At 70.0% G+C, this 24,894-nt stretch carries 17 protein-coding genes; 11 read left to right on the forward strand and 6 right to left on the reverse strand.

The window, feature by feature from the left end; translation table 11 throughout:
* Positions 1–31: 31 nt before the first annotated feature.
* On the forward strand, positions 32–2,164 hold the full coding sequence (locus tag G4D85_RS33315; RefSeq protein ID WP_164018102.1) for a HEAT repeat domain-containing protein: 2,133 nt from the start codon (positions 32–34) through the stop codon (positions 2,162–2,164).
* Positions 2,164–4,383: a cyclic nucleotide-binding domain-containing protein gene (locus tag G4D85_RS33320; protein ID WP_164018103.1), complete on the forward strand. Its 2,220-nt coding sequence runs from the start codon at positions 2,164–2,166 to the stop codon at positions 4,381–4,383. Before G4D85_RS33315 ends, G4D85_RS33320 begins: the two co-directional genes overlap by 1 nt.
* 18 nt (positions 4,384–4,401) lie before the next feature.
* Here G4D85_RS33320 and G4D85_RS33325 read toward each other — a convergent pair whose 3' ends face one another.
* On the reverse strand, positions 4,402–5,097 hold the full coding sequence (locus G4D85_RS33325; protein WP_164018104.1) for a GspE/PulE/PilB domain-containing protein: 696 nt from the start codon (positions 5,095–5,097) through the stop codon (positions 4,402–4,404).
* A 168-nt stretch (positions 5,098–5,265) separates the two neighbouring features.
* Here G4D85_RS33325 and G4D85_RS33330 point away from each other — a divergent pair, with 168 nt between their 5' ends.
* Positions 5,266–6,099, forward strand: a complete 834-nt coding sequence (locus G4D85_RS33330; protein WP_205525820.1) for a hypothetical protein — start codon at positions 5,266–5,268, stop codon at positions 6,097–6,099.
* A gap of 13 nt (positions 6,100–6,112) precedes the next feature.
* Here the strand turns inward: G4D85_RS33330 and G4D85_RS33335 are convergent, their stop codons facing one another.
* Positions 6,113–7,360: an ArsB/NhaD family transporter gene (locus G4D85_RS33335; RefSeq protein WP_164018105.1), complete on the reverse strand. Its 1,248-nt coding sequence runs from the start codon at positions 7,358–7,360 to the stop codon at positions 6,113–6,115.
* Between the two features lie 310 nt (positions 7,361–7,670).
* Between G4D85_RS33335 and G4D85_RS33340 the strand changes: the two genes are divergently transcribed.
* Genes G4D85_RS33340 through G4D85_RS33355 form a run of 4 tightly spaced genes read left to right on the forward strand, consistent with a single transcriptional unit; the run spans position 7,671 to position 11,352 of the window.
* Positions 7,671–8,099 (forward strand): hypothetical protein, encoded by a 429-nt coding sequence (locus G4D85_RS33340; RefSeq protein WP_164018106.1) that lies wholly within the window; start codon positions 7,671–7,673, stop codon positions 8,097–8,099.
* A 10-nt stretch (positions 8,100–8,109) separates the two neighbouring features.
* The gene (locus G4D85_RS33345; RefSeq protein ID WP_164018107.1) at positions 8,110–8,919 is read left to right on the forward strand and encodes an SAM-dependent methyltransferase; all 810 of its coding nucleotides are present in this window, start codon (positions 8,110–8,112) and stop codon (positions 8,917–8,919) included.
* A gap of 12 nt (positions 8,920–8,931) precedes the next feature.
* Complete coding sequence (locus tag G4D85_RS33350; RefSeq protein ID WP_164018108.1) at positions 8,932–10,446, forward strand: ferritin-like domain-containing protein; 1,515 nt, start codon at positions 8,932–8,934, stop codon at positions 10,444–10,446.
* Between the two features lie 6 nt (positions 10,447–10,452).
* On the forward strand, positions 10,453–11,352 hold the full coding sequence (locus G4D85_RS33355) for a hypothetical protein (protein WP_164018109.1): 900 nt from the start codon (positions 10,453–10,455) through the stop codon (positions 11,350–11,352).
* On the opposite strand, the gene G4D85_RS33360 is transcribed toward G4D85_RS33355, so the two are convergent.
* On the reverse strand, positions 11,311–14,031 hold the full coding sequence (locus tag G4D85_RS33360; protein WP_164018110.1) for a bifunctional serine/threonine-protein kinase/formylglycine-generating enzyme family protein: 2,721 nt from the start codon (positions 14,029–14,031) through the stop codon (positions 11,311–11,313). The two genes, G4D85_RS33355 and G4D85_RS33360, sit on opposite strands and share 42 nt — an antisense overlap.
* 339 nt (positions 14,032–14,370) lie before the next feature.
* On the opposite strand from G4D85_RS33360, the gene G4D85_RS33365 reads away from it, so the two are divergent.
* The 4 genes from G4D85_RS33365 (at position 14,371) to G4D85_RS33380 (ending at position 20,843) form a co-directional block, all read left to right on the forward strand.
* Positions 14,371–15,993 carry a sigma 54-dependent Fis family transcriptional regulator gene (locus tag G4D85_RS33365; protein WP_164018111.1) on the forward strand — a complete coding sequence of 541 codons (1,623 nt, stop codon included), beginning with the start codon at positions 14,371–14,373 and terminating at the stop codon, positions 15,991–15,993.
* 71 nt (positions 15,994–16,064) lie between these two features.
* The gene (locus G4D85_RS33370; protein WP_240359646.1) at positions 16,065–18,482 is read left to right on the forward strand and encodes a DEAD/DEAH box helicase; all 2,418 of its coding nucleotides are present in this window, start codon (positions 16,065–16,067) and stop codon (positions 18,480–18,482) included.
* Positions 18,483–18,497: 15 nt separating this feature from the next.
* Positions 18,498–20,129: a ribonuclease H-like domain-containing protein gene (locus tag G4D85_RS33375; protein ID WP_164018112.1), complete on the forward strand. Its 1,632-nt coding sequence runs from the start codon at positions 18,498–18,500 to the stop codon at positions 20,127–20,129.
* Between the two features lie 228 nt (positions 20,130–20,357).
* Positions 20,358–20,843, forward strand: coding sequence for an FKBP-type peptidyl-prolyl cis-trans isomerase (locus G4D85_RS33380; protein WP_164018113.1), 486 nt, complete (start codon positions 20,358–20,360; stop codon positions 20,841–20,843).
* Positions 20,844–20,878: 35 nt separating this feature from the next.
* Here G4D85_RS33380 and G4D85_RS50410 read toward each other — a convergent pair whose 3' ends face one another.
* Genes G4D85_RS50410 through G4D85_RS33395 form a run of 3 tightly spaced genes read right to left on the reverse strand, consistent with a single transcriptional unit; the run spans position 20,879 to position 24,886 of the window.
* A complete protein-coding gene (locus G4D85_RS50410) occupies positions 20,879–22,363 on the reverse strand; it encodes a collagen-like domain-containing protein (RefSeq protein ID WP_275900334.1) in 1,485 nt (494 codons plus the stop codon).
* Between the two features lie 24 nt (positions 22,364–22,387).
* Positions 22,388–24,172, reverse strand: coding sequence for a hypothetical protein (locus G4D85_RS33390; protein WP_164018114.1), 1,785 nt, complete (start codon positions 24,170–24,172; stop codon positions 22,388–22,390).
* Positions 24,173–24,175: 3 nt separating this feature from the next.
* Positions 24,176–24,886, reverse strand: coding sequence for a hypothetical protein (locus tag G4D85_RS33395; protein WP_164018115.1), 711 nt, complete (start codon positions 24,884–24,886; stop codon positions 24,176–24,178).
* Between the last annotated feature and the right edge of the window lie 8 nt (positions 24,887–24,894).

Here is a 24,894-nt window from a genome sequence, read left to right on the forward strand (position 1 = left end):
GACTTTTCCACCGTTTCCCTAGCGGAGAACGATGCGATCCGGCGCGCGCCCCTACCTCCTCATCCTGGCACTGGTCCTCGGCTGCAATGGCAGCCGGGACCAGCTGCTCGCCGATCTCCAGAGTCCTCGCCCGGAGGTCCGTGCCCTCGCGGTGAAGAAGCTGGCCGACCAGGGCAATGCGGACGACCTCGTCCTCTTCACCCGCGCGGCCAAGGACCTGGCCGCCATCGTCCGCGCCGAGGCCGCCGTGGCGCTCGGCGAGAGCCAGGACCCCCGCGTGGTGGACCTGCTCGGTGAGCTGCTCGAGGACTCCGACGAGGACGTCCAGGGCCGCGCCGCCATGGCGCTCTCCAAGGTGAAGAACGACAAGGCCAAGGCTTACCTCACGCTCCAGTACGGGCGGCGGGGCCGCGCCACACGGCAGGTCATCGTCCAGGCACTGAAGAACGCCAACGTCCCCGGCGCCATGGCGGAGGTGGTCGCCGCCGAGGCCAAGGCCCAGTGGGACCGGAACCTCCTGGCCCTCACCGAGGGCGTGCTGCCCGAGCGCGTGGGCGCCGCCGAGGAGCTGGGCAAGAGCGGGCGTCCGGAGGCCGTGAACCGGCTGCTCCCGCTGGTGCGCGACAGCCAGGTCATCCTCGCCGCCGCCGCGGTGCGCGGCCTGGGTGACGCCGGAGACAAGCGGGCGGTGGGGCCCATCGCCCTGCTGCTGGACGAGAGCTTCCCGGAGCTGCGCGAGGCCGCCATCAGCGCGCTGATGAAGCTGCAGGACCCGGCCGTCGCGCCGCGCCTTCAGGCGGTGGCGGCGGAGAAGAGCGCGGTGAGCCCGCTGGCCATCGACGCCATCCTGGCCTTCCCCCGCTCGCCGCAGACGGATGCGGCCCTGTGCGCCGTCATCATGGACGGCGCTTCCTCCGAGGCGCTGGCCGCGGGCCGGAGCATGCGCTCGCGGGGCGGCTGCCCGGTGGACCCCATTGGAGAGCGGCTGGCGCGCCCAGCCACGGCCGCCAGCGGACTTCAGGCGGTGATGGGACTCGGACCCGCGGCGCTGCCGCTGCTGGGCCGGGTGACGCCGTGGTTGAACCAGCCTGACGCGTCGCTGCGGTTGCTCGCGGTCGAGGCGGTGGCCGCGGTGGGAGATGCCTCCGTCGTCCCCGCGCTGCAGAAGCTGTACGAGCAGGAGGTGCAGGGGCTGGCGTCCCTCCGCGCGGACTGGGTGACGCAGCCGCTGCCGGAGCGCTACGGCGAGGGCTTCGACCCGTCCGCCGCGTCCGCCGAGCCCCGTCACGTCCACGCCGCCGCCCCGGGTACCGAGGACCGGGCCGTGAAGCACGCGACGCTCCTGGAACGCGTCAAGGCGCTCAACGCGACGCGCGCGCGGGAGTCCGGCCAGACGATGGTGCAGCACCGCGTGCCCACCGAGCTGTACGACGACGTGGAGACGGAGCGCCTCGCGCCGCTGGCCACGCTGCTGCGCGCGCTGGGGACCCTGAAGGCACCGGGCGCGTTGGAGCTGCTCAAGGGCTACACCCAGGATTCGAGCGCTGCCCTTCGCGTGGCCTCGCTGGTGGGGCTGGCGCGGCTGGGGCCGGAGGGCGTCGCGGTGGCGAAGACGGGGCTGCTGGAGCCCGAGCGCGACCTGCAGAAGACGCTGGCCCAGGCGCTGGCGGAGGCGGGTGAGGTGGGGCAGGCCGCGCTGGTGGAGCTGCTGCCGAAGATGGGCAGCGAGAAGCTGCTGGTGCTGGACGCGCTCACGCGCGGCGGGAGCGTGCCGGCCTCCGCGTCGGCCGTTCTCCAGACGGTGGTGCGAGAGGGGGGCCCGGAAGCGGCCTTCGCCGCGGCGCTGCTAGGCCGGATGCAGGCGAAGGACGCCGTGCCCACGCTCATCAAGGCGCTGGACGAGCCGAACAGTGTCGCGCGGCGGGACGTGCTGCTGGCGCTCGGGGCCATTGGCGACACGCAGGCCGCCGAGGTGGTGGCGCGAGACTTGTTCCACGACCTGCCGGAGATTCGCGCCGCCGCGGCTTCGGCGCTGAAGAAGATTGGCACCCCCGCGCAGGCCGAGTCGCTGGATGCGCTGAAGGGGGACTACTTCCGCACCGTGCGTGAGTCGGCGGGAGCGGCACTGACCCGGGATGGCACCGCCGCCGAGGGGGCCCGTTAATGGAGCTGCGCAAGCTCAAGGACAAGGCCACCGAAGCCTTCACCAAGGGCCGCTTCTCCAAAGCCGCGGAGCTGTACGAGGAGTACTGCCGGGCCGACCCGAAGGACCACCAGTCGCGCCTGCGCACGGGCGACGCGTGGGTCAAGGCGGGTCAACGCGACAGGGCCATCTCCGCGTACCAGTCCGCCGCCGAGGGCTTCGCGAAGGAGGGGTTCCTCCCGCGCGCCATTGCCGCGAGCAAGCTGATCCTGGAGTTGGACCCCGCGCACCGTGGCGTGCAGCAGATGCTCGCGGACCTGTACGCGCGGCGGGCGGCGCCGGCCGGGGCGAGGGCTCGTGGCCCCATGGGCAGCGCCTTCGCCGAGGCTCCGGCCCCGGAGCCCGTCGCGAAGTCCCGCCTGCCCGACGCGGTCCGGGCGGCCGTGGCGGAGATCAACCTGGATGTCGACGTCGAGCCTCCGGAGTCGCTGGTCGCCGGGGGTACGCCGGTGGACCTGTCCTCCGAGCTTCCCGCGGAGCTGTCGCTGTCCGTCGATGCGGCTCCGGGGGCTTCGGCGGGGGCGGAGGAGGAGGTCCTCCACTCCGTGAGCGTCGGGCTTTCGTACCTCGTGCCCGATGATGGGGCAGAGGCGCGCCCGGCGGCGCCGGAGGGTGATGAGCCCATTTTCATGGGCGTGGTCGTGGAAGAGGCGGAGCCCGTCGTGGAGGGCCAGGGGCTCTCAGAGGAGACGGACTCCAGCGCTCCGATGGCGGCTTCGGCGCCTGCCTCCGCGCCCGCCGAGGTACCGGTTCCCCCGGCGGTTGCGGCCCGCGCGCAGGAAACGGTCCGCGCGCAGGAGGCAGCCCGTCCCGCGTCGACCTCGTTGCCACCGGGCCTCCAGCCTCGCGCGTCGCAGCGGGTGGCCGTGCCGGCCGCGCTCCAGTCGCCTCCGCCTCCCGTCAACACGCCCCTGGCCGAGGCGCTGCCTCCGGTGCGGACGCCCAGCGGAAAGTGGCAGGCACTCTCGTCGCCCATCGCGGATTCAAGCGCCGCGGCCCCCCCGAGCTCCGCGACGCCTGTTCCCGCGGAGTCCGTGGCCCCCGCATCCTCTGCACCCCCGGGCCTGCGCCCCCGCCGCGCCGAGCCGCTGCCTCCCGCTGGCGCCACCGCGCTTCCGCTCCGCGAGCTGTCCCCGGAGCTCGGGGCGTCGCTTCGCGCCTCGGCGGTGTCCTCCTTCACGGAATTGGAGCTGGAGGGCGACTCGCTGCTGCACGCGGTGGAGCTCGCCGCCCAGGCGGGCTTGAGCCAGCGCGCCGCCATGTCCGCCTCGCCCGTCGCGGACGAGGAAGAGGTCTACAGCCTCACCGAGGAGGTCGCCTCCGACGGGCGCTCGGTGGAAGAGCTGCCCACCGTCCCGCTGTTCTCGGACCTGCCGCGCGACGCGTTCATCGAGCTCTTCGAGCGCTGCCCGCTGCGCCGCTTCGGCCCGGGGGAGCGCATCATCGAGCAGGGCTCTCACGGCGACGCCTTCTACGTCATCTGCGAAGGCACCGTGCGCGTCTTCCGGACGGAGGGCGGCCAGCGCCAGGACCTCGCCACGCTGGAGGGCGGCGCGTGCTTCGGTGAGATGGCGCTGCTGTCCGGCGCGGCGCGCACGGCCTCCGTCGAGGGTGCGTCCGAGGACACGCAGCTCCTGGAGATCTCCGCGCCGGTGCTCGCCGAGCTGTCCCGCAGCTACCCGCTGGTGGCCCAGGCCCTCAAGAAGTTCTGCCGGCAGCGGCTGCTGACCAACGTGATGAACACCTCGGCGCTGTTCCGGCCCTTCAACCGGAAGGACCGGCGCACGCTGGTGGAGCGCTTTCGCGCGCGCGACGTCGAGCGCGACGACGTCATCATCCGCGACGGCGACCAGACGGACGGCCTCTACGTGGTGCTGTCCGGCGAGGTCGAGGTGAGCAAGGACGGCCACCTGCTGACGCGGCTGAAGGAGGGTGACCTGTTCGGGGAGATCTCCCTGCTGCAGAAGACGCCCGCCACCGCGACGGTGTCGGCCGCCCGGCACACCACGCTGCTGCGGCTGCCGCGCGCGGACTTCGACGCGCTCATCTCCAGCCACCCTCAGATCCTGGTGCTCATCTCCGAGCTCAGCGACGAGCGCCTGCGCCGCACCCAGCGCGTGCTGGGCGAGGCCTCCGAGGGTGACCTGGCGGAGGGCGACGAGGATCTCATCCTGGTGTGAGGCGCAGGGCCTCCGGCGTCAGCGGACCTTCGCGAGGTAGTCGTCGCGAGTCACCAGGCCCCGCGTCTCCAGCAGCTCCAGCATCGCGCGCAGCGAGCGGGCCTGCTGCGCCACCATGCGCTCCAGGCTGGCCACCTGCTGCGAGAGGTCGTCGACGCGCTGGAGCAGCTCGCTCTCACGCGGCGCGGGCGTGGGGTGCGCCGTCGCGCGCCCGGTGACGATGAGGGGCTCCGACTCGGAGGGCGGGGCGAGCTCGAAGGTGGGCTCGTCCATGCCGAACGTGAGCGGGGTGGCCGTGGGAGAGGTGACTTCCCCATGGTAGTTGCGGCGGATGGCGCGCTCGATGGACGACGCGGCCGCGACGACCACTTGAATGCGCTGGCCGGTGTGGAAGGCCAGCTCCTGGAGGGACTCCACGTTGGTGGGGTCGGCCGTGGCGACGGTGAGCACCTTGTTGAGCGGGTCCGCGGCGGTGGGGAAGACGGTGTAGCGCTCGGCGATGTCCGCGCGGACCGCCTGGAGGGCCACGGGGGAGGGCGTGTGGGCCTCCAGGTCGACCGTGGGAATGGCGAGCTGCCGGGAGAGGGCGTGGACCATGGAGTTCTCGTCCACGAAGCCCATCTGCACCAGGGTGAGCCCCAGCTTGCCGCCCCACTTGCGTTGCTCCGCGAGGGCGGAGCGAAGCTCCGTCTCCGTCAGCAGGCCGGCGTCCATGAGAATCTCCCCGAGCCGGCGCTTGCGACCAGGGAGGGAAACAGGGGGCGGGGTAGGCGTACTCACGGCGGCGGAGCATACCAGTGGACGACGACGGGGAGCCCCAAAGGGTGAGGGTACGGCCGGGTAGGAGCATGAAGGCGGAACTTGCGATACAACTGCGGGTGAATGACACGGTGCCTCCTTCTGCCTCTCGTGCTGGTACTCGCCAGCGGTTGTGCGTCCCAGCGGCTGGCCGGCGCGGACCTGGACCGCGTGCGGCGGCCCGCCTTCATCTCCCGCATCGAGGAAGGCGCGGGGCCCAAGAGCCTCGTGTTCCGCGAAGACTCGGCGTACGGCGGCAAGCTCAAGAAGCTGGAGCCGGTGGAGGCGGACCGGCGGCTCACGGTGAAGCTGCAGCAGGCCGTGACGCGCTTTGAAATCTCCGAGCGCATCCGCGTCAACACGCTGACCCAGCTTCCGCGCGAGTACCCGTGGACGCGCGTGGTGGACCCGGCCCGCGTGGCCTCGGTCCTGGAGAGCTTCCTCGTGGAGGAGGTGCCCGCCAACGCGCCGGACTATGACCTGGTCACTCCGCTGGGCGCGGACACCATCGTCGAGTTCGTCGTCCAGGAGTACGGCATGCGCAGCCAGGACGGCCGCGCCGGCGCCTACGTGCGCGGGTACGGGCGCATGTTCACGCTGGATGGGCGCTCGGAGGTGTGGCGGCGCCCGTTCGAGGTGGACCAGGTGTCCGCGAAGGCCGAGCACCTGGACCCCTTCAAGGTGGGAAAGAACCCGGACCTGTTCCGCCAGGCGCTGACGAAGATGCTGGACGAGGTGGCCGAGGTCTTCGTGAAGGACCTCACCCCGAAGGACCGTCGGGGCGGCCCGCCGCTGCCGGACATGCCCACCACCGCCGCGCCGGACTCGGTGCCCGGCGTTGCCGACCAGCCCTCGCCGTCGCAGCCTCCCGAGCAGGAACTGCCCGCCGGGGAGCTGCCGGACCCGGACCCGGAGTAGCCCGCTTTCGCGCTCAGAACAGCGCGTGCTCCGCGAGGAGCACGGCCAGCCCGACGACGAAGCTGACCAGGGTGACGGGCACCCCCACGCGCAGGTAGGCGAGGAAGGTCATGTTCACCTTCCCGCGCGCGGCCTCGAAGACGATGAGGTTGGCCACGCTGCCCACCAGCGTGAGGTTGCCGGCCAGCGTGGAGCCCAGCGCGAGCACGTGCCAGCCCAGCTCGACGTTCTGCAGCGTGGGCACCCACGTGCGCGCGAGCATGACGAAGGGCACGTTGCTGAAGAGGTTGGACGCCACCAGCGTCAGCCCCGCGAAGCCGAGCGTCTCGCGCCAGGGCGGGCCGGCCATGAGGGGCGAGAACAGCGCGCGGATGTCCTCGGCCCAGCCGTGCTTGTTCACGCCGTAGACGACGACGAAGAGGCTGGCGAAGAAGAGGAGCAGCACCCAGTCCACGCGCTCCAGCGCCTCGCGCGGCTCGCGGCGGGACAGGGCCATGACCAGGGCGGCGCCGGCCAGGGCGCTCCAGCTCATGGGCAGGCCGGCGAAGAAGGCCGCCACGACTCCGACGAGCACGGCCAGGGTGAGTGCCAATAATCCCCGGTCCACCGGAGGCGGGGGAGGGTGCGCCTCGAAGCGCTTCGTGGGCAGGTCGTACCGGAAGATATAGACGAGCGCGCCGGTGACGATGGCGGTGGAGATCAGCGCAGGCAGGGCCATGTACGCGGCGAAGCTGGCGTAGGACAGGCCCGAGGCACCCTGGATGAGCATGTTCTGCGGGTTGCCGGTAAACGTCGCCACCGAGCCGCTGTTGCTGCCCATGCACACCGCGAGCAGGTAGGGAACGGGCGGCAGGCGCGCGTCCTCCACCGTGGCGAGCACCAGCGGCGTGAGCATCAGGCACACGGTGTCGTTGACGAGGAAGGCCGACAGCACCGCGGAGATGAAGGTGACGGCCACCAGCAACAGCCGGGGCGTGTGGGCCTTGCGCACGGCCCAGGCTCCGGCGGTGCGGAAGAAGGCCGCCTGCGACAGGTAGGCGGCCAGCAGCATCATCCCGAGCAGCAGGACGATGGTGTCCCCGTCGATGGCGTGCCGGGCGGAATTCTCGCTGTGGTTGAAGACCTCGGCGGGTGTGACGACGCCGAAGACCACCATGAGCACGGCGCCGAGCAGCGCGCCGCCGGGCCGGTCCAGCTTCAGGAACGGAAGACGGGCCCCGGCGATGAAGACGTAGGTAAACAGGAAGATAGCGAGGGCCACGGGCGCGGCACCCTATCCGAGAGTCCGCCGCCGCGCCGCATCCATCAATTGCATGGGATGTCGTGGAGGTGTCGTGCGAATGCCAGGCAGGCTGTCGCGGCGGTGTTGCCCGGTTGTCTCGCGCGGCTCCCCGAGGGAGCGCCCCGTGGCACGGGCATCGCCTGCGGACCCATGGAATCTGGGGGGTTGCGACGACGGCGCCATGCGGGTCGGTCGAATGCGCTCAAGAAAGCCCGGTGGTCCAGTGCTTGCTCATGCTCACGAACGAAGCCCTCGGTCGTGGGGGCCTGTTCTCGGAGGCGGAAACGTCATGACGCTGCTGGACTATCTCATCGAGGTTTCGCAGGACCCCATGAAGGAAGAGATGTTCAAGAAGTTCCGCGCCCATGCACTCGAGAATGTGGCGCTTGCTTCCGAGGACAAGCAGTTGTTGCTCGACAACAACTGGAAGGCCATCTCGCAGAAGCTCGGCAACAAGGTGTTGATCATCATCTACGAAAATCTGCGGGTGACGCTCCCCGAGTTCATCAACGCCCTAGCCCGGAGCGAGCAGTTGAAGGCGAGCTTCATGGCGGACTCCAGTGCCTTTCTCAAGTCCGTGGACTTGGAGGCCCACGATAGGGAGCTGCTGACCCGAGGCATCATCACCGAGGTCGAAAACGCGCTCGGCAGGCAGTTGGAGGGTCCGCTGCTCGTCGCCTTCCAGAAGGGCGGCAACTCCCAGGGTTCCGGCGCCTGAGCGAGCGACCATGATCGCCAACCCGACTTCGCATTCAACTCCTGGGGGAAGGCTGGTGGTGGTGGGGACCGGGATCCGGACCGGTGCTCACCTGACCCCCGAAGCCGCCTACTGGGTCCGGTGCGCCGACAAGGTGTTCCATGTCGTGTGCGATCCAGTGAGCGAGGCACTGCTCCGGGAGCTCAATCCGCGAGCGGAGTCGCTCGTGGGGCTCTATGCCGAGGGCAAGAGCCGCCTGGAGACCTACCGGGCGATGATCCAGCGCACCGTGGCAGCCGTGGAGGAGGGGTTGCTGGTGTGCCTTGCGGCCTACGGGCACCCAGGCGTGTTCGCCTGGCCGACGCACGAGTCCATCCGACTCGCTCGTGCGAAGGGGTACGAGGCCACCATGCTGCCAGGCATCTCCACCGAGGACTGCCTGTTCGCGGACCTCGGGGTGGACCCCGCGACCCACGGATGTCAGAGCTACGAAGCGACGGACTTCCTCCTTCGCCGACGCCGGTTCGATCCATCCGTGCCGCTCGTCCTGTGGCAGGTCCACATGATTGGCGAGCGGAATTTCCGCCCCGAGGGTTGTGACCGCGCACGCATCCAGATCCTCGCGGAGGTCCTTGGAAGCCACTACGGCACGAGCCATGAGGTGGTCTGCTACCAGAGCCCCCAGCTGCCCATCCAGGAGCCCACGCTGACCCGAGTGCCCCTGTCCGATCTGGGGACGCACGCGGAGCTGATCTGGACGCTCTACGTCCCCCCCCGAGAGCAGCCCAACGTCGATAGCGAGATGGTGCTGCGCCTCGGGCTGAGTGCTGCCCTCGGCTGAGGACGAATGACCATGGCACCGACCGAGACCATCACGAAGCGCGAGCAGCTCGTCACCGCGCTCTACGATGCCGCGGAGCTGGAGCACACGCTCTGCTGCCAGTACCTCTTCGCGGCCTTCTCGCTGAAGGCCCGCAAGGAGGAATGGCCAGGTGACGCCGTCGCCTGGGAGTGCGTGCGCGAGTGGAAGAGCCGCCTGTTGCTGCTCGCCCGCCAGGAGATGGTGCACCTGGGGGTCGTCTGCAACCTGCTCAGCGTCGTCGGAGGAGCACCGCATCTGGAGCGGCCGAACTTCCCGATGCCAGCGCCGCTCTTCATGCCCGATCAGAGGTTCGACCTGCTGCCCTTCAACGAGGAGGCTCTCGACCGGTTCATCCTCGTGGAGCGACCTCGTGACTCGGACAGTGATGGCGCACCACAGCCGACGGTGCCGCTCCCTCGGCCGGCGCTGAAGGTCAGGCAGGATCGGCATACCGGGGCTGTCAGTATCTGCGCCGTGGAGCCCGGTACTCGCTTCGAAGGGGAGGAACTGCTCCCGGATGACGAGTTGATCCGCATCGACAACCGGGAGCTCACCGCCGCCCGACAGTGTGAGTTCCTGAAGGAGGCCAAGCCCGGGACTGTGGTGCCGATTGAAGCACGCAGGAAGGGGTGCCAGCAGCCACTCCACACGAAGGTGGCACTGGACGCCGGCTTCAGCCGTCCGCTGCTTGGCTACGACAGCGTCGCCGACCTCTACGAGAAGATTGACGTAGGACTGGGGCTCCTTGCCGGGACGAAACCCAACCAGCTCCTGGTCAACCGGGGCGAGGGACAGATTACCAACGAGAGCTTCAACTACCCCACCAGCCAGGTCGTCCACGACATGTTCTTCCCGAAGATCAAGGACCTCAAGTCAGCAAGGGGGGCAATCCAGTTCGTCCAGAAGCAGGGGGAAGGGACCCTGAAGGAAGGCGGCCACCATGCGCTTCTCCTGCAGACGCGGAAAGAACTCATCCAGATGCAAGCGACCCATGGGCCTGCTTTCACCCCTGCTCGACCCGTGCGCTCCAATCCACAGGCGCGCGAGGACCTGTCCCGTGAAGGCGCTGCCTTCATCGAACAGCACGAGGCCAGAGACGTGGCCCTCCTGCTTAACTACGCCTACGAGACGATGCTGATGATGCTGGTCCGCCTGTATGCGGATGCGGGCCGGGACAGCTCCAAGCAGTTCATCGTGCTCCGCGATACCGCGCTCAGGTCCATCATGACGATGGTCATCCGTCCGCTGGGCGAAGTGCTCACGGAGCTGCCGGCCTCGGAGGATGGAAAGTGGATGGCGGGTGCCTCCTTCGAGATCGACAGCCGCATACCGCTGATCCACAACACCAAGGCCGCGTGGGCCATCTTCCAGGAACGGCTGACGAACCTGGCCGAGCGGTCGAAGAAGATGTGCGGACGCACGGGCGTTCTCGAGAGGATGAACTACGTCCATCAGAATCTGGACTGCCTCGCCAGGGACCTGGGCGTGAGACTCAAGGAGAAGTGACAGGTCATGCTCACGCTCTTGTTCGACGGTTGGTTCCAGTGCCGGCTTCCCACCAACCCCGATCCCGCGGACGAACCTCGGGGCGTCTCGGGATACACGTTCGCCCTCGCGAACGAGCTGGATCTCGACAGGATCATCCGCTTCAACGACCCGGTGGATCCCCGTTCCCATGCGCCTCAGGTGGGCGTGGCCGTCCGTTCGGTGCTCGTCGATGGGGTGGCTCTGCCGTTCAACCACCCCCTGGTGGGAGCCCGGGTCGATCTGCTCGGCAAACCGGTGTTCGACGCGGCCAATGGCATCCTCATCGAAGAGGCCTATGAGCCCATCATGCCCTTTGATCTCCAGGTGTCCCTCCCCGGCCAGGGAGAGCTGCTGCGGGCGAAACTGCCCGATTTCGATACCTATAAACAGGACCAGGCCAAGCGGCGGCTGCAGGTCGTGAAGTTCTTCGAGTGCCACCTCTTCGCAGCCCAGGCAGGCGTGCAGGATCCTCTTGCATGGCGTAGACGGCGACTCGAGCAGCTGCGGGTGGACCTGGCGAAGAGTGGCAACGCGGTCGAGCAGTGCGCATTGCGCAAGCGCATCCAGGAACTGGAGGTCACCGAGCCCCGGAAGAATGGGGCTTCCCAGTTCACCGAACGGAGGCTGCTCTTCTTGAACGTGGTGGAGATTCGCCGCGTGGAGCTCGATGGCCAGAAGGGCTCCCGCGTTCCAGCGTTGCTGGGGCGAGAGCCGGACATGAACCAGCGCTGGGTGGCCGAGCTCTGGATGGGGGCCTGGGACGCGGATGCGCTCAGCGGTTTCGTGAAGGGCGCAATTCTGATCCCCTTGCGCCCGGAGTCCTCATCGCGAAGTGTCCTCAGGTCAACGCGGGGCGGCACCCGGCGCGCCACGCGCCAGCCGTAGGCCGATGCTCCAGTCCCGGGTGACGGGTTGGGTTTCAATGCGTGCGGCGACACGCAGGAGCGTGGCGTCCATGTACCAGTTGCCGCCGCGCGGGATGACCACGGCGGGGCTGCCACCGGGCGCCTCGAGCACATAGCGCCCGTCTTGCAGTTCTGGGCCTTCGGCGCGGAAGGAGTCGAGGCACCAGTCCGCGACATTGCCGGAAAGGCCCCGGACGAAGTAGGGGCTCTCGTCCGCAGGAAAGGTGTCAACGGGTTCGATGCGAGGCAGACCCGGGCGGCTCTCACGCATGTTGCACCAGGTCGGATCGAGGAAGTCCCCCCAGGGGTAGGCGCGCCCATCGACGCCGCGTGCTGCCTTCTCCCATTCCAGCTCTCCCGGCAGTCGCCAGGGGAGCCCTGTTCGTGCGGCCGTCCAGCGGGTGAATGCCGCCGCGCCGTGCCAGTCCACCATGACCACGGGCCCATCCAGGCTCCAGGTTTCTCCATTGATGTCCTGGGTCAGCTTGAATCGCCCGTGCTCGTCGCGCGAGCAGAGCAGGCCGCCAGGTTCCTCTGGGCGGAGCGCCCGGTCCCGGGGCGCCCATTGAAGGGCTTCTGCTTCTCGCCCCTCATCCAGCAGCCCATTGAGGAAGGCGAGATACTCGGCGTTGGTGACGGGGAAACGGCGCATGACGAAGCCGTCCACCCAGCAGCTCCGCAGTGGCATCGGCGAACCACCCGCCAGCGGGTCTCCCCCTCCCGTGAACCACCCTGAAGGCACATAGAGGTCGTCGGGACCCAGTTCGTGCGGAAGCGGAAGGTGGATGGGCAGGGGCTCATGTCCGCCCGGACGGATGCCATCCCAGTGCTGCTGACGCAGGATTCGGATGGGGTAGCGCACCGGAACCCGGCCCTCGGCACGCAACACCAGCAGGTAGCTGCCCATGGGAAGGGTGACGCGGTTCAAAGGCGTTCGGCCGAGGATTCGCACCGGCTCGGTGACGAGCCGCCGGGACCGCAGGACGTAGCGGTGGAGCTCAACCTCGGCTCCCGGTGGGTCGGTCCACAGGGACAGCGCGCCATCGCCTTTCAAGTAGGGCGCGCTGCGGCCCGACACATCGTGCAGGCGCAGGAGCTCCTCGAAGCGGGTCGCGGCCCGCGTGTCCCGGGTCTCCTCGGCGGCCATGTGCTCGGCACGATAGTGGTCGGCCAGGCGCTCGTGCGCGGCCGCCAGGTGTGGGGCGTGGTTGAGCGCCGAGCTCAGGGTCTGCACGTATTGGAGCACCAGCAGGTCGTGCCGTCGGACAAGCTCCTCGGCGGCATCTTCCTTTTCCCAGGAGGGCAGCTTGCTCTCCACCGGCCCATGTCCGGCGACGTTCTGCCTCAGGCCTCGGGCTTCTTCGCGAAGCGAGGCCACGCGGGCGCGCAGGGAAGCGAGCTCGGGCTCCATCGCCTCCGAACGTGCGACGAGCCTCAGTGCTTCCGCCCTGCGTTGTTCTCCGGCGAGCCACGCCTCCACGGAGCGCGCCAGCTCATTCGCGTCCACTGGGCGTTCCGCGGGCTGGCGTCTCATCGCCTGCATGCACAGCGCCACCAGCTCCGCAGGCGCCGATTCACCCTCCATCGTCATGGGAAGGCTCGCCTCCTCCAATTCCAGTGAGCGATTGGGTGACAGCTCATTGAGGCACTCCGCCGTCTCCTCCTCGAAGACTTCAGCCTGACGGCGAACAGGTGGCGCAGGGGCGCCCAGCAGGACCTTGCGCACCACCGCGAGCGCGTCGTGCCCTTCATAGGGTGGGCGGCCAGAGAGGATCTGGTAGAGGATGGCTCCCAGCGAATAGACATCGGACGAAGGACCGAGAGGCTCGCCTCGGGCCTGCTCAGGGGACATGTAGGCGGGGGTTCCCATGATCTGGCCGACCTGGGTTTCCAGCGCGGTTTCCTGGGAGCGGATGGTACCCAGGGGCGTGCCGCCACCGCCGGAGGCCGACGACTCCCGGACCTTGGCCAGTCCCCAATCAAGGACCAACACTTCGCCAAAGGCACCGACCATCACGTTCGACGGCTTGAGGTCGCGGTGCAGCACACCGCGTGTGTGGGCGTAGGCGACCGTTTCACAAACGCGATGGAACGATTCGATCAGCCTGCGGAACGTCCATCCCGAAGCTGATGCCTCCGAGCGGCCTTGGGAGATTGCCTCATGGACCTCGGTGATCACGGAGCTCAGCGTGCGTCCGGAGATCTCCTTGAGAGTGAAGTACCAGCGACCATCTTGAAGGCGGCCCAGGTCGTGGACAGGCACAATGCCCGGATGCTGGAGCTGCGCGGTGGCCTGGGCCTCCTCGATGAAGCGCGCCATGCTCTCGGCATGGATGGTGACGTCGGGGCGCAGCAACTTCATGGCCACGGTGCGGCCGAGAAACGCATCGTGGACGCGCCGGACTTCGCCCATTCCTCCCTGGCCGAGCAGCCCCAGTTCCTTGTAGCGGGAAGGAAGCAGTGTTGCACCTTGGGGCGAGGGCTCGTTCCGGCTCCATCCGGCGGGTTCCCAGGCGAGCCCCTGGTCAGGAGTGGGTACCTGGCTCACCGTCCTCATGGCCTGTGGTGGATCGGCTGATAGGGGAGTCTCATCGGGAAGCGGCTCCACTTGAGGCTGTCGTGCGGCATCACCATCGACAGCGTGGCTCTCCTTGCTCATGGCATCCCCTCCTCATGCGAATCCTGCCACCCGGCTCGCACAGGATATCCTCATGTGAGAGCCGCGTTCATCGAAGGGCGGTCGTGTTAGCGTCGCGCGTGGAGCCGTTGGCGCTCCCCCATGAATCAGTCCCAGACGTTATCCACAGGCTCGTTACGAGCCCCGGCCGGCGAGCTCTCGGCTCACGGGCCTCGGCCGGCGCTTGTCGTGCTCTGGTCCTCCGAAGAACCTGAGCGCGTTGGAGAGGTTCTCTTCATCCCTCCGGGGAGTCCGGACCGCTCGTGGCTCTTCGGTCGGGGGCATGGGGTACCTGAAGACCCGGGGGAGCGGCTGGAGCCCATGCGCCAGCGGCCTGGCGAGTCGGTCTTCGCCGGTCCGGTGCGCTCCAGCCGCATCTCGCGCCAACAGCTCCTCATCCAGGAGCCGGCTCCGGGCACTCTTTGCATTCGGAACATCGGCAAGCGCAGGCTGCTGCACCAGGGGCGTCTGGTCAACGAGGTGGAGGTCTCGCAGGGAGACGTCATCGAGATCGAGCAGCAGCTCGTGCTGCTGTGCACCCAGCGTCCGGCGGTCCTTCCCGTGCAGCCCGACGCTCCCGGAGGGTGTGCTCCCGAGTTTGGAGACGCGGATGCGCATGGGATCATCGGTGAGAGCTGTGCGGTCTGGACGTTACGCCGCCAGCTTGCCGCAGCTGCGGCGCAGGACACCCACATCCTGGTGCAAGGCCCGAGCGGCGCGGGCAAGGAACTGGTCGCCCGCGCCATCCATTCGCTCTCTCCCCGGCGCCAGCGACCGCTCGTGGCGCGCAGCGCGGCGACCATTCCCGAAACGCTGATCGACGCGGAGTTCTTCGGGAGCGCGCGCCACTACCCCAATACCGGAGCGCCGGAGCGCCCCGGACTCATCGGTGAGGCGGATGGGTCATACCTCTTCCTCGATGAAATCGGTGAGCTTCCCGTGGCACTCCAGACGCGGCTTCTCCGGGTGCTGGACCAGGGGGAGTACCAGCGGCTGGGCGAGTCCAGGCAGCGCCTGGCGAACTTCCGTCTGCTCGCGGCAACCAACCGCCCGCTCGAGGTGCTTCGGCACGACGTTCTGGCGCGCTTCGCGGTGCGTCTTGGACTGCCGGGCCTGGATGCGCGCCCAGAGGACATCCCTCTCATCGCTCGCGGACTGTTGCGGCGCATGGCCGCGGGCATGCCCTCCCTCGCGCAGCGCTTCTTCTCCAACGCTCGGATGGATGGTCATCCCCGCCTCTCTCCCTCGCTCGTGACCGCACTGGTGCGGCATCCCTTCGAGACGCACATCCGGGAGCTGGAATACCTGCTGCGCAGGTGCATCGAGGTGAGTGCGGGGAGTGTCATCACTCCCTGTCCGGAGCTGGGCGCGTCCACGCCGCGTTCCGAGCCGGAGCAGGCAGTGGAGGTGCGGCACCACACCCCAGGGCCGCACATCGCACGCCCTCCGGTGAGTACTCCGCGAGAACCGGCCAGCCGTGAGCACCTGGAGCGGCAGATCTTCACCGACGAGGAGCGCCACCTCCTGGGGCTCCAGCGTCAGCACCGCTTCAACATGAGCGCCTGCGGCCGCGACCCCGAGTATCCCGGGGTGCGACAGACCGCCGAGCGCCATATCCGCATCCTGCTCGCCAAGGCGCTGTTCGCCCTGGACTGGCAGGTGGCTCCGGCCGTGGCGCTCGTCGGAGGCGCGCAGGGCGCGGCGGCCTTCGCCACCCTGAACGACGAGTCGTGTGCACGGGTGCAGCAGAAGCTGGAACGTTTCCTGGAAAGCCTGAACGAGAAACTGCCCGTACAGAAGGGCGCGGAGGCAAGCCTCCAGGACACCCTGCGCGATGCCTACGGCGTGGACTCCATTCATGTCCTCCGGGTCGCCACGGCGCTCGAGGAGGGGCGGCTGGCCTCCCGCCCGCGTCCGGGTCCCGATTCCCCGACGGACCCTTGACCCGGCTGCTGGGGAGCCGCCGCGCATCTCGCGTTGTCCGCCCCGGTGTACGCCTGTACAGTGCCCGACCCATGAAGCCTGAGAAGGAAACCGACGCCTTCGGCGGGTCCCGGCGCACTCCGTGGAATGCGCCTCGCGGGCTGGACGCCGTCCTCCAGGGGTGGCGCTCGGACCGTCAGCTCTGGCCCAACTTCGCGCTCGACGAGGCCACACCCGCCCGGGTCGGCTCCTTCGCGCCCATTCCCGAGGACGTCGCCCCGCAGGTGCGCGAGGCCCTCCAGAAGCGCGGCATCGACCAGCTCTTCTCCCACCAGGCCGAGGCGTATCGCCTGGCTCGCGCGGGGCAGAGCCTGGTCATCGCCACGCCCACCGCCTCGGGCAAGAGCCTCTGCTACAACCTGCCGCTGCTGGACCGCTTCGCCCGCGAGCCGCAGGCCCGCGCCCTGTACCTGTTCCCCACCAAGGCCCTCTCCAGAGATCAGGAGGAGGCCCTCCGAGCGCTGATGCGCGAGGCGGGCCTGAACCACGGCGCGATTACCTTCGACGGGGACACTCCGGCGGATGCGCGCCGCGCGGCCCGGGAGCGCAGCGGCGTGCTGCTCACCAACCCGGACATGCTGCACACCGGCATCCTCCCGCACCACGCGAGCTGGGCGCGCCTGTTCTCCAACCTCCGCTACGTCGTCATCGACGAGCTGCACACGTACCGGGGCGTCTTCGGCTCGCACCTCGCCAACGTGCTGCGCCGCCTCCAGCGCGTGGCGCGCTTCCATGGCGCGGATCCGGTGTTCGTCGCCGCGTCGGCCACCATCGGCAACCCGCAGGCGCATGCGCGGCGGATGCTCGGGCGCGAGGTGGCGCTGGTGTCGGAGAGCGGTGCTCCCTCCGGCGAGCGTCGCGTCATGGTGTTCAACCCGCCCGTGGTGAACGCGGAGCTGGGCATCCGCGCCAGCTACCTCAAGACGGCCGTGCGCCTGACGGCTGACCTGGTGCGCGCGGGAGTGTCCACGCTGCTGTTCGGCCAGTCGCGCAACAACATCGAGGTGATGCTCAAGTACCTGCGAGATCGCTTCATCGAGGAGAAGCTGGACCCGTCCCTCATCCAGGGCTACCGCGGCGGCTACCTGCCGGGCACGCGTCGCGCCACCGAGGCGGCGCTGCGCGCGGGCGATGTGCGCTGCGTGGTGGCCACCAACGCGCTGGAGCTGGGCATCGACATCGGCTCGCTGGATGCGGTGGTGTGCGCGGGCTACCCGGGCTCGGTGGCCGCGCTGATGCAGCGCTTCGGCCGGGCAGGGCGGCGCGGCGCGGGGAGCCTGGCGCTCCTGGTGACGTCGAGCGCGCCGTTGGACCAGTACATGGCCTCGGACCCGCGCTTCCTCATCGGCGCGCCCGTGGAGCACGCGCGCATCGACCCGGACAACGTGGAGATCCTCGTCCAGCACCTCAAGTGCGCGTCCTTCGAGCTGCCGTTCGAGGAAGGCGAGCCCTTCGGGGACGTGCCGCCCGAGTCCACGGCGGAGGCGCTCGGCTTCCTCGCGCAGCACGAGGTGGTGCACCCCACCGTGGGCGAGGCGGGCCGCCGGGTGTTCCACTGGTCCACGGATGCGTACCCGGCCAACCACGTGTCCCTGCGCAGCGTGGGATGGGACAACGTGGTCATCATCGAGCGCGGCACGGACCGGACGCTGGCGGAGATGGACTTCCGCTCGGCGCACACGATGCTGCACGAGCAGGCCATCTACCAGCACGAGGGCGAGCAGTTCCAGGTCGAGAAGTTCGACTACGAGAACCACAAGGCCTTCGTACGCAAGGTGGCGCCGGACTACTTCACCGACGCGATGACCTACGTGCGCGTCCACGTCATCCAGGAGGATCAGGGCGCGCCCATGGGGCCGGACCTCCAGGCGGGCATGGGCGAGGTGAGCGTCATCGAGAAGGTGGTGGGCTACAAGAAGATCAAGTTCCACACGCACGAGAACGTGGGCTACGGCGACGTGGCCCTGCCGGAGATGCAGATGCACACCACGGCGCTCTGGCTGACGGTGCCGGAGTCGGTGGTGCGCTCGATGCGCGCGCCCCGGCCCGCCGTCATCGACGCGCTTCGCGGCGTGGCCAACGCCCTGCGCACCGTAGCGTGTGTGGGGTTGATGATCGACCCGAGGGACGTGGGCAAGACGCTCGGCAACCGGGACGACGCCGAGGGGCCTCCGCGCAAGGATGGTGGCGTGGGCTTCGACCCGACCATCTTCCTCTATGACAACGTGCCCGGCGGCGTGGGGCTGGCCGCGCGCCTGTATGACCAGCGGGACGAATTGCTGCTGAGGGCCCGGCGGCTGCTGGAGTCCTGCGCGTGCGAAGAGGGGTGTCCGGCCTGCATCGGTCCGGCCACCGGGACGACGCCTGGCAACGCGCCGGTAGAGCCCTTCCCGCGCAAGCGGTTGGGGCTGGAGCTCCTCTCGGCGCTCGGCGTCGCGGGCATGCAGTAGGCGGAGGGCGAGCCCGTGGACCTCAAGCGCAAGCTGGCACGGCTGAACGGTGTGGGCCCGGGGGGCAGGACTCCGGCGAAGCCCTCCGTGACGGAGGAGCAGGGCGGCGGTCCGTCGGCGCCGTCCGCTGGCTGGACGGAGTCGCGCCAGGAGGTGACTCCCGCTTCCGCCATTGCTCCAGGTGCCAGCCCGTCCACGGGAGAGCCGCACGCGGATACGAGCAATGCCTCCATCGCTGCCCGGGGTGAGTCGCGCCAGGACGTGGGCTCCGCCCCTGCCGCCGTGCCGCGCTGGAACGCGGGCTCGGTCCCTGTCACCGCTCCCGAAGTTGTTCCGAGTGAAGCGAGCGGAGCGCCCGCCGAGCCCTCGCGTCCCCAGGACCCGCGCGTCGCCGCCCTGCGCCGGATGCTCGCGGACTGGTCGCAGCGGCAGGAGACCTCCTCCGCGCGCCGGGCCGCGGTGCCCGCACCGCCGCCTCCCGGCCCGCTGCCCGTGGAGGCCCGCACGACGCCGCACGGCACCGTCCATGTCTCCGAGCGCGTGCTTTCCCCGGAACACCGCCACGGCAGCGCGCCGCTGGCGGGAGCGCTGGACGTCGAGGGCGAGCTCGTCGCCAGCCTCGCGCTGCAAGCGGAGCTGGCCGGCGTGGACTTCCAGCGGATGCTCTTCCTGGACACGGAGACGACGGGCCTCGCCGGTGGAACGGGCACGGTGCCGTTCCTCGTGGGACTGGCCTGGTTCGAGGGGCGCTCGCTGCGCGTGCACCAGCTCTTCCTGCGCCGGCTGGGCGAGGAGTCCCCCATGCTGCGCGTGCTCTCCGAGCGCATGGCGCGGTCCTCGTGCCTCGTCACGTTCAACGGCAAGAGCTTCGACTGGCCCCTGCTGCGCACGCGCTTCGTCCTCAACCGCGTCCCCGCGCCCGCCGAGCTTCCCCACCTGGACCTGCTGCACTGCGCACGCCGCGTCTTCAAGCACCGGAACTCCGGCGCACGGCTGGTGCACATGGAGGAACAGGTCCTCGGGCACCGCCGCGTCGGCGACGTGGATGGCGCGCTCATCCCCGACCTGTACTTCCGCTTCCTGCGGGGAGGGGACGGCTCGGCGCTGACGCCCGTGCTGGAGCACAACGTCAACGACCTGCTGCTCCTGGCCGCGCTGCTCGGCGAGCTGGTGCGGCGCTTCCGGGCGGGGAGCGCGGGGGCCTCGGTGCCCTCGGGCGAGGACCCACGTGACTTGCTGGGGTTCGCGGGGGTCGCCCTCCGGGCCCGGGACTATTCGCGGGCGCAGGCCTTCGCCCGGGCCGCGGCGGCGGGGGATAACGGCACGGTGGGTGTCGAGGCCCTGGCGCTGGCCTCCCGCCTGTCACGCAAGGCGGGCGACCCGACGGCCGCGGCCGGCCACCTGCACCAGGCGCTCAACGCCGCGCGAGGCTTCCAGGCCGCGACCCTGCACCTGGAGTTGACCAAGCTCTACGAGCACGCCCTCAAGGACCTTCCGAGGGCGCTGCAGCACGCGCGGCTCGCCGCGGCGGCCGAGCTGCCCGAGGACCACCGGCGCCGTGTCGCGCGGCTGGAGGCACGGCTCGCGCGCATGGCCGGGGCGTACTCGCTGGACCTGCCCGCGCGGCCCCAGCGCTCCGAGGCCTGAGTCGCGCACCGCGCGGCTCGAAGCACTCGCACCGTGGGGCCGGGTGTGGTGGGCCTGCCGGACTCGCGGTCCCACTCCAGGGCATTCCCTCCGCGCATCGGCCGGGCAGCCCGTCCGGCATTCCCCCATCGCTGGAATCGAACAGAAGCCCGGGGAGGGACGCTCGCCCCATTGTCAGACAGGCACATCATTGAGGCATGTGCCATCGCCGTGCGCTATGAGGGCCCCATGAAAATTACCAAGGACAGCGTTGTCTCCATCGATTTCCGGCTCCACCTCGGTGACGGGAAGGCGGTGGACGAGAGCGAGCCCGGAGAGCCGCTCGTCTACCTGCAAGGGTACGAGGAAATCGTCCCCGGGCTGGAGAAGGTGCTGGAAGGCAAGTCGAAGGGCGACACCCTCCAGGTGGTCGTCACCCCCGACGAGGGCTACGGCGACTACGACCCGGATGGCCTCGAGGAAGTTCCCCGTACCGAGTTCCCCGAGGGCCTGGAGCTGGTGGCCGGCGGCGTCCTCAGCGCCACGGACCCGGACGGTGACGAGGTGGACTTCTTCATCAAGGAAGTGAAGGGCGACACGGTGCTGGTGGACTTCAACCACCCGCTGGCCGGCAAGACGCTCCACTTCGACGTCACCGTGCGCGACGTGCGCGCCGCGACGGCCGAGGAGCTCGAGCACGGCCACGCGCACGGCCCGCACGACGAAGAGCACTGACGGAGCGGCCCTCGCGGCCGCCTCGCCAGCTACAGCTATTTGATGACGACGCCCTTCCTGGCGATGAAGAACCAGCTCTCGAAGACCCCACCCGGCAGGTGTGGGGTCGCCACGCCGAGGAGCCTCTCCGTCGACGCGGAGTACACGCGCTCCTTGTAGTCGCAGATGGTCCCCAGGTGGATGCGGATGAGCACCCGGCATCCGTGGGGGATGGCCTGCTGCACCAGCGTGGAGTCATCGCTCATCGACCACGACAAGACGGTCTGGCCGTCGGCGAAGGCCGTGCCGTGGAGCGTGAGGATCTGGGTCGGAGCCAGGGGCTTCGACGGATCCGAGTGGGGCTCCAGCCAGACCTGGATGAGGCGGGGCATGCGCTCGATGAATCGGGACGCCAGCTCCGACTTCAGGCTCACCTGGAGCTTCTCGAGGAGGCTGAAGGTGCCGGTCGCGTCGTGCGGCCAGTTGATCTCGTCGATCCACGGGTAGTCTTCGGTGACGCCCGCTGGGCCTTGTGGCCCCGTGGGCCCCATCGGTCCCATGGGGCCTGTCGCTCCCGTGGCACCCGTCGCTCCCGTGGCGCCGGGAGCCCCGGGGTCACCCCTGAGTCCCTGGGGCCCTTGAGGGCCTGTCGCTCCGGTGAGCCCCTGTACGCCTTGAGGCCCCGTGGCTCCGGCCGGGCCCGTGGGCCCCACCGCTCCGGTGTCGCCCTTCGGGCCCTGTGGGCCAACAGTGCCCGTGGCTCCCGTGAGGCCCTGCGTGCCGGAAGGACCGATGGCGCCCGTGTCTCCCTTGGGGCCGGCGGGTCCCGTCGCGCCCGTGGCTCCCGTGAGGCCCTGTGGCCCCTGGGGTCCCGCCGCTCCGGCGTCACCCTTGAGACCCTGCGGCCCTGTCGCGCCCGGATCTCCCTTCAGGCCCTGCGGTCCAGTGGGGCCGGCCGGGCCTGTTTCGCCCTGGAGGCCCTGTGGGCCGGGCGTCAGCTCGATATCCAGCGGCGCGCCGTCGAAGTGCCAGTGGCCCTGCTCGTCCTGCACGAACTCGCCGCTGTGCGCGTGGTTGCCGACCGCCGCGAAGATGGACGGGTCCTGCTCCACCGAGACTCCATCTCCGCTGCTCAGCCGCGCCACCACCAGCGCATCCGGCCCCAGGTCCGCCTCGTCGTCCAGCTCCAGCGCCACCGTGGTGGTGAGCAGGAACAGCGTGGCCACGCCGCCCAGGCGCAGGTTGGCCTGGTCGCTCTCCTGGGCTCGCAGCACGACACGCCACGGGCCGTCGCCCACGGGCAGGGGGAACGTCCGCTGTGTCTCCACCGCCAGCCGCGCGCCTCCGGGCGCGAAGGCGACGCCGGGCGACAGGACGACCGCGTCCTCGGCCTCCACCTTGAAGCCCCAGGCCACGCGGCCCAGGCCCACCGTGCGACGCAGGTCCAGCACGCTGTCCCGCAGCCGGTTCTGCATGTGCTCGAGGTGGTCCGCGGTGACGCGGAGCCCCTCCAGGAATCGACTGCGCGCGTCTTCGGCCATGTACGGGCTCCTGATGCGACTCGGTTATTTCGACACCACGGCGACCAGGTCCCTCACGGTGACGGTGCCGGCGGTCAGGCTGGTGATGCGGACGCTCGCCGTCTTCCCGGTGACGTCGAGCGCGAAGGTGCTTCCCTCGGGCGGCCAAAGCGCGGTGACGCCTCGGGCCGTGGGCGTGGTGCGCACCTCCGGCGTGCCGGCCACGGGCGCGGCGGCTCCCGTGTGCACGGGCAGCAGCCTCACCGGCGGCGCGACGGGCGAGTCGTTGCGCGCATGCCCCAGCGCATGCACGCGCCCGCCCACCGTGCCGGAGAGGGTGAGCGCCGCGGGAAGCGGCTCCCACGGCCCCGTGGGACCTCCCCGTCGAAGGGGCAGGGGTGTCTCGCCCGTTCCGTAGCGTCCCAGGGCCCACTCCACGGTGCCCCGGCCCACCAGCACCGCGGCCCAGGGCGCGTCGCCTCGCAGCGCCACCGGCTTGGGGAACTCGAAGAGCGTCCATGTGTCCGACGTGTCGCCCGAGGCCGGTGGCTCCAGCACCACCGGCTTGCTGGCGGACGCGCCCTCCATCGCCGCGCCCGCGGTGCCCCCGGCTGACGCGTCCGGCTGGTGCTGGAGCAGCAGCACCCGCACCTCCGCGCCGCCGGCCCGCGCGCGCAGCGGCAGCCGCACGCCGGTCAGCTCCGTGAAGCCCGCGGCCGGCGTCAGGCGCACGCACGCGGCCCGCTCCGGATCCAGCACCAGGTCCGCCTCTGGCGCCACGGCGGGGCCCACCGGGGGCAGCCCGCGCTCGGAGGGCAGGGCGCCGGCCACAGTGAGCCGCACCTCCTCCACCTTCTTCGTGCCGGAGGGCAGGGTGAGTGGCACGTCCTGCACGCCCTCGGTGGCGAAGACCAGGTCCTTGCGGTCCTCGGGCTCCAGGGGCGTGCGCACCAGGTAGCTCACCTTGCGAGGCCCCGCCGCCAACGAGAGCTGGCCGGGCTGCCGCGCCAGCAGTTCCAGGTGGAAGGTGCGCTCCTCCGGGTGGTCCGGGTCTCCCGTGAGCTTCGCGAAGGCGTCCCGCAGTGACACCGTCTGCTGCGTGGCGTTGCCCACCTTCTTGAAGTCCTCGGGCCCGCTCCCAGGCTGCACCGGCCCGGGGAACGTCCATACCGGCGCGCCTCCGTCGATGCGCAGCTCCAGGTCTCCGGGGAGCGAGGGCAGCTCCACCGCCAGCCGCGACGCCGCGACGGCATCGGTGAAGCCCGCGGGCTTGCTGGAGGTGATTTCGATCAGCAGCCGCTCCGTGCGCACCTCGGCGGTGAAGCGCGCCACCGCGGTGCTGGGGTCGTCCGCGTCGTCGCTGTACGGCGGAGGATAGAGATAGCTGTTCGCGAACGCGCTGCCCGTCCACGTCCGCACGCCGACGATGGAGAGGAAGCCCCCCGGCTCGTTCTGGCTGACGAGGTAGCTGTCACCCACCAGCGCCACCGCGCTCACCGTGCGCGGAGTCCCGAAGTCCACCACCACGGAGAGGGTGCTCTCCGGTCCCTCCTGCTTGCGGACCTGGCCCACCGAGCCCAGCGAGCTCCAACTGGCGCGGTCGGCCTGCACCACCACGTCCAGCTCGCGCACCAGCGCGTTGCCCGGGAGCTTCACCTCCAGGGCCGCGGTCGCCGTGCCGTTCGCCACGCGCTGTGGCGCGAGCCGGACCTCCATGATGGCAATCGGCTGCGAGTACGCGTACGCCGCCAGCTGCGCCTCCATCACCACGCCGGAGGCGCCCGCGACGTCAGCCAGGATGCCGCCTGGATTCGAGGACGAGGCAGCCATGGGTCAGCTGTACGCCTTCGCGCCCTGGAGCACCCGGTACGCCGCGTCCAGCGACAGGGCGGGCTCCTCGTCGTTCACCTCGATCTCCGCCTGGCTGAAGATGCTGTACATCAGCTGCCGCTCATTGTCGTTGAGCTCCGCGGCCGTCTGCTTGCGCTCCAGGATGTCCCGCGCCTGCGCGACGATGGGCGCCACCTGGTCCACGGTGCGGTGGACGAAGGCGGTGTGTGCCCGGTCCACCAGGCCCAGCTCGATGTTGGTGGGCGGCACCAGCACCAGGTCCACCACGGTGCCCTTGGCCACGCGCGTGCCGGGCTTCACGCTCTGCTGCACCACGCGCGGCGTGCTGAACGCGACGACGGGCTTGAGCCGCTCGACGTACGCCTCCACCCGCGTGAGGTTCAGGCTCGGCGACCTCACCTCCACGCCGTCGCGGACGATGACGGTCTCCGCGGCCTTCGAGCCCACCTCGACAGCCCCCGCGAGGCTCGCCGTGTACACCTGCGTCCGGGTTGCCGTCGCCTTCGTGTCCGAGGCGGCGGGCTGGGCGGCCGCCAGCTGCGGCGCTGCCGTCAGCTCCGCCGTGGGCTGCGTGCCTGTCGTGGGCTTCGCGGTGGTGGCGCGCTTCGTTGTCCGCGAGGCCGGAGTGGGCGTCTTCTCGCTGCCGCCCGTGCTGCTGCCCGAGCGCGTCTTCGTTGTCTTTCGGGTCGCCATGGTCGCCT

This window comes from Pyxidicoccus trucidator (assembly GCF_010894435.1).
GTDB classification, from domain to species: domain Bacteria; phylum Myxococcota; class Myxococcia; order Myxococcales; family Myxococcaceae; genus Myxococcus; species Myxococcus trucidator.

Coding starts and splice junctions, on each gene's coding strand:
- G4D85_RS33395 (WP_164018115.1), bottom strand. CDS start 24,886: ATGGCGACCCGAAAGACAACGAAGACGCGCTCGGGCAGCAGCACGGGC.
- G4D85_RS33355 (WP_164018109.1), top strand. CDS start 10,453: ATGCTCACGCTCTTGTTCGACGGTTGGTTCCAGTGCCGGCTTCCCACC.
- G4D85_RS33370 (WP_240359646.1), top strand. CDS start 16,065: ATGAAGCCTGAGAAGGAAACCGACGCCTTCGGCGGGTCCCGGCGCACT.
- G4D85_RS33330 (WP_205525820.1), top strand. CDS start 5,266: ATGACACGGTGCCTCCTTCTGCCTCTCGTGCTGGTACTCGCCAGCGGT.
- G4D85_RS33315 (WP_164018102.1), top strand. CDS start 32: ATGCGATCCGGCGCGCGCCCCTACCTCCTCATCCTGGCACTGGTCCTC.
- G4D85_RS33345 (WP_164018107.1), top strand. CDS start 8,110: ATGATCGCCAACCCGACTTCGCATTCAACTCCTGGGGGAAGGCTGGTG.
- G4D85_RS33365 (WP_164018111.1), top strand. CDS start 14,371: ATGCGCCAGCGGCCTGGCGAGTCGGTCTTCGCCGGTCCGGTGCGCTCC.
- G4D85_RS33360 (WP_164018110.1), bottom strand. CDS start 14,031: ATGAGCAAGGAGAGCCACGCTGTCGATGGTGATGCCGCACGACAGCCT.
- G4D85_RS33325 (WP_164018104.1), bottom strand. CDS start 5,097: ATGGACGCCGGCCTGCTGACGGAGACGGAGCTTCGCTCCGCCCTCGCG.
- G4D85_RS33350 (WP_164018108.1), top strand. CDS start 8,932: ATGGCACCGACCGAGACCATCACGAAGCGCGAGCAGCTCGTCACCGCG.
- G4D85_RS33320 (WP_164018103.1), top strand. CDS start 2,164: ATGGAGCTGCGCAAGCTCAAGGACAAGGCCACCGAAGCCTTCACCAAG.
- G4D85_RS33380 (WP_164018113.1), top strand. CDS start 20,358: ATGAAAATTACCAAGGACAGCGTTGTCTCCATCGATTTCCGGCTCCAC.
- G4D85_RS33340 (WP_164018106.1), top strand. CDS start 7,671: ATGACGCTGCTGGACTATCTCATCGAGGTTTCGCAGGACCCCATGAAG.
- G4D85_RS33390 (WP_164018114.1), bottom strand. CDS start 24,172: ATGGCTGCCTCGTCCTCGAATCCAGGCGGCATCCTGGCTGACGTCGCG.
- G4D85_RS50410 (WP_275900334.1), bottom strand. CDS start 22,363: ATGGCCGAAGACGCGCGCAGTCGATTCCTGGAGGGGCTCCGCGTCACC.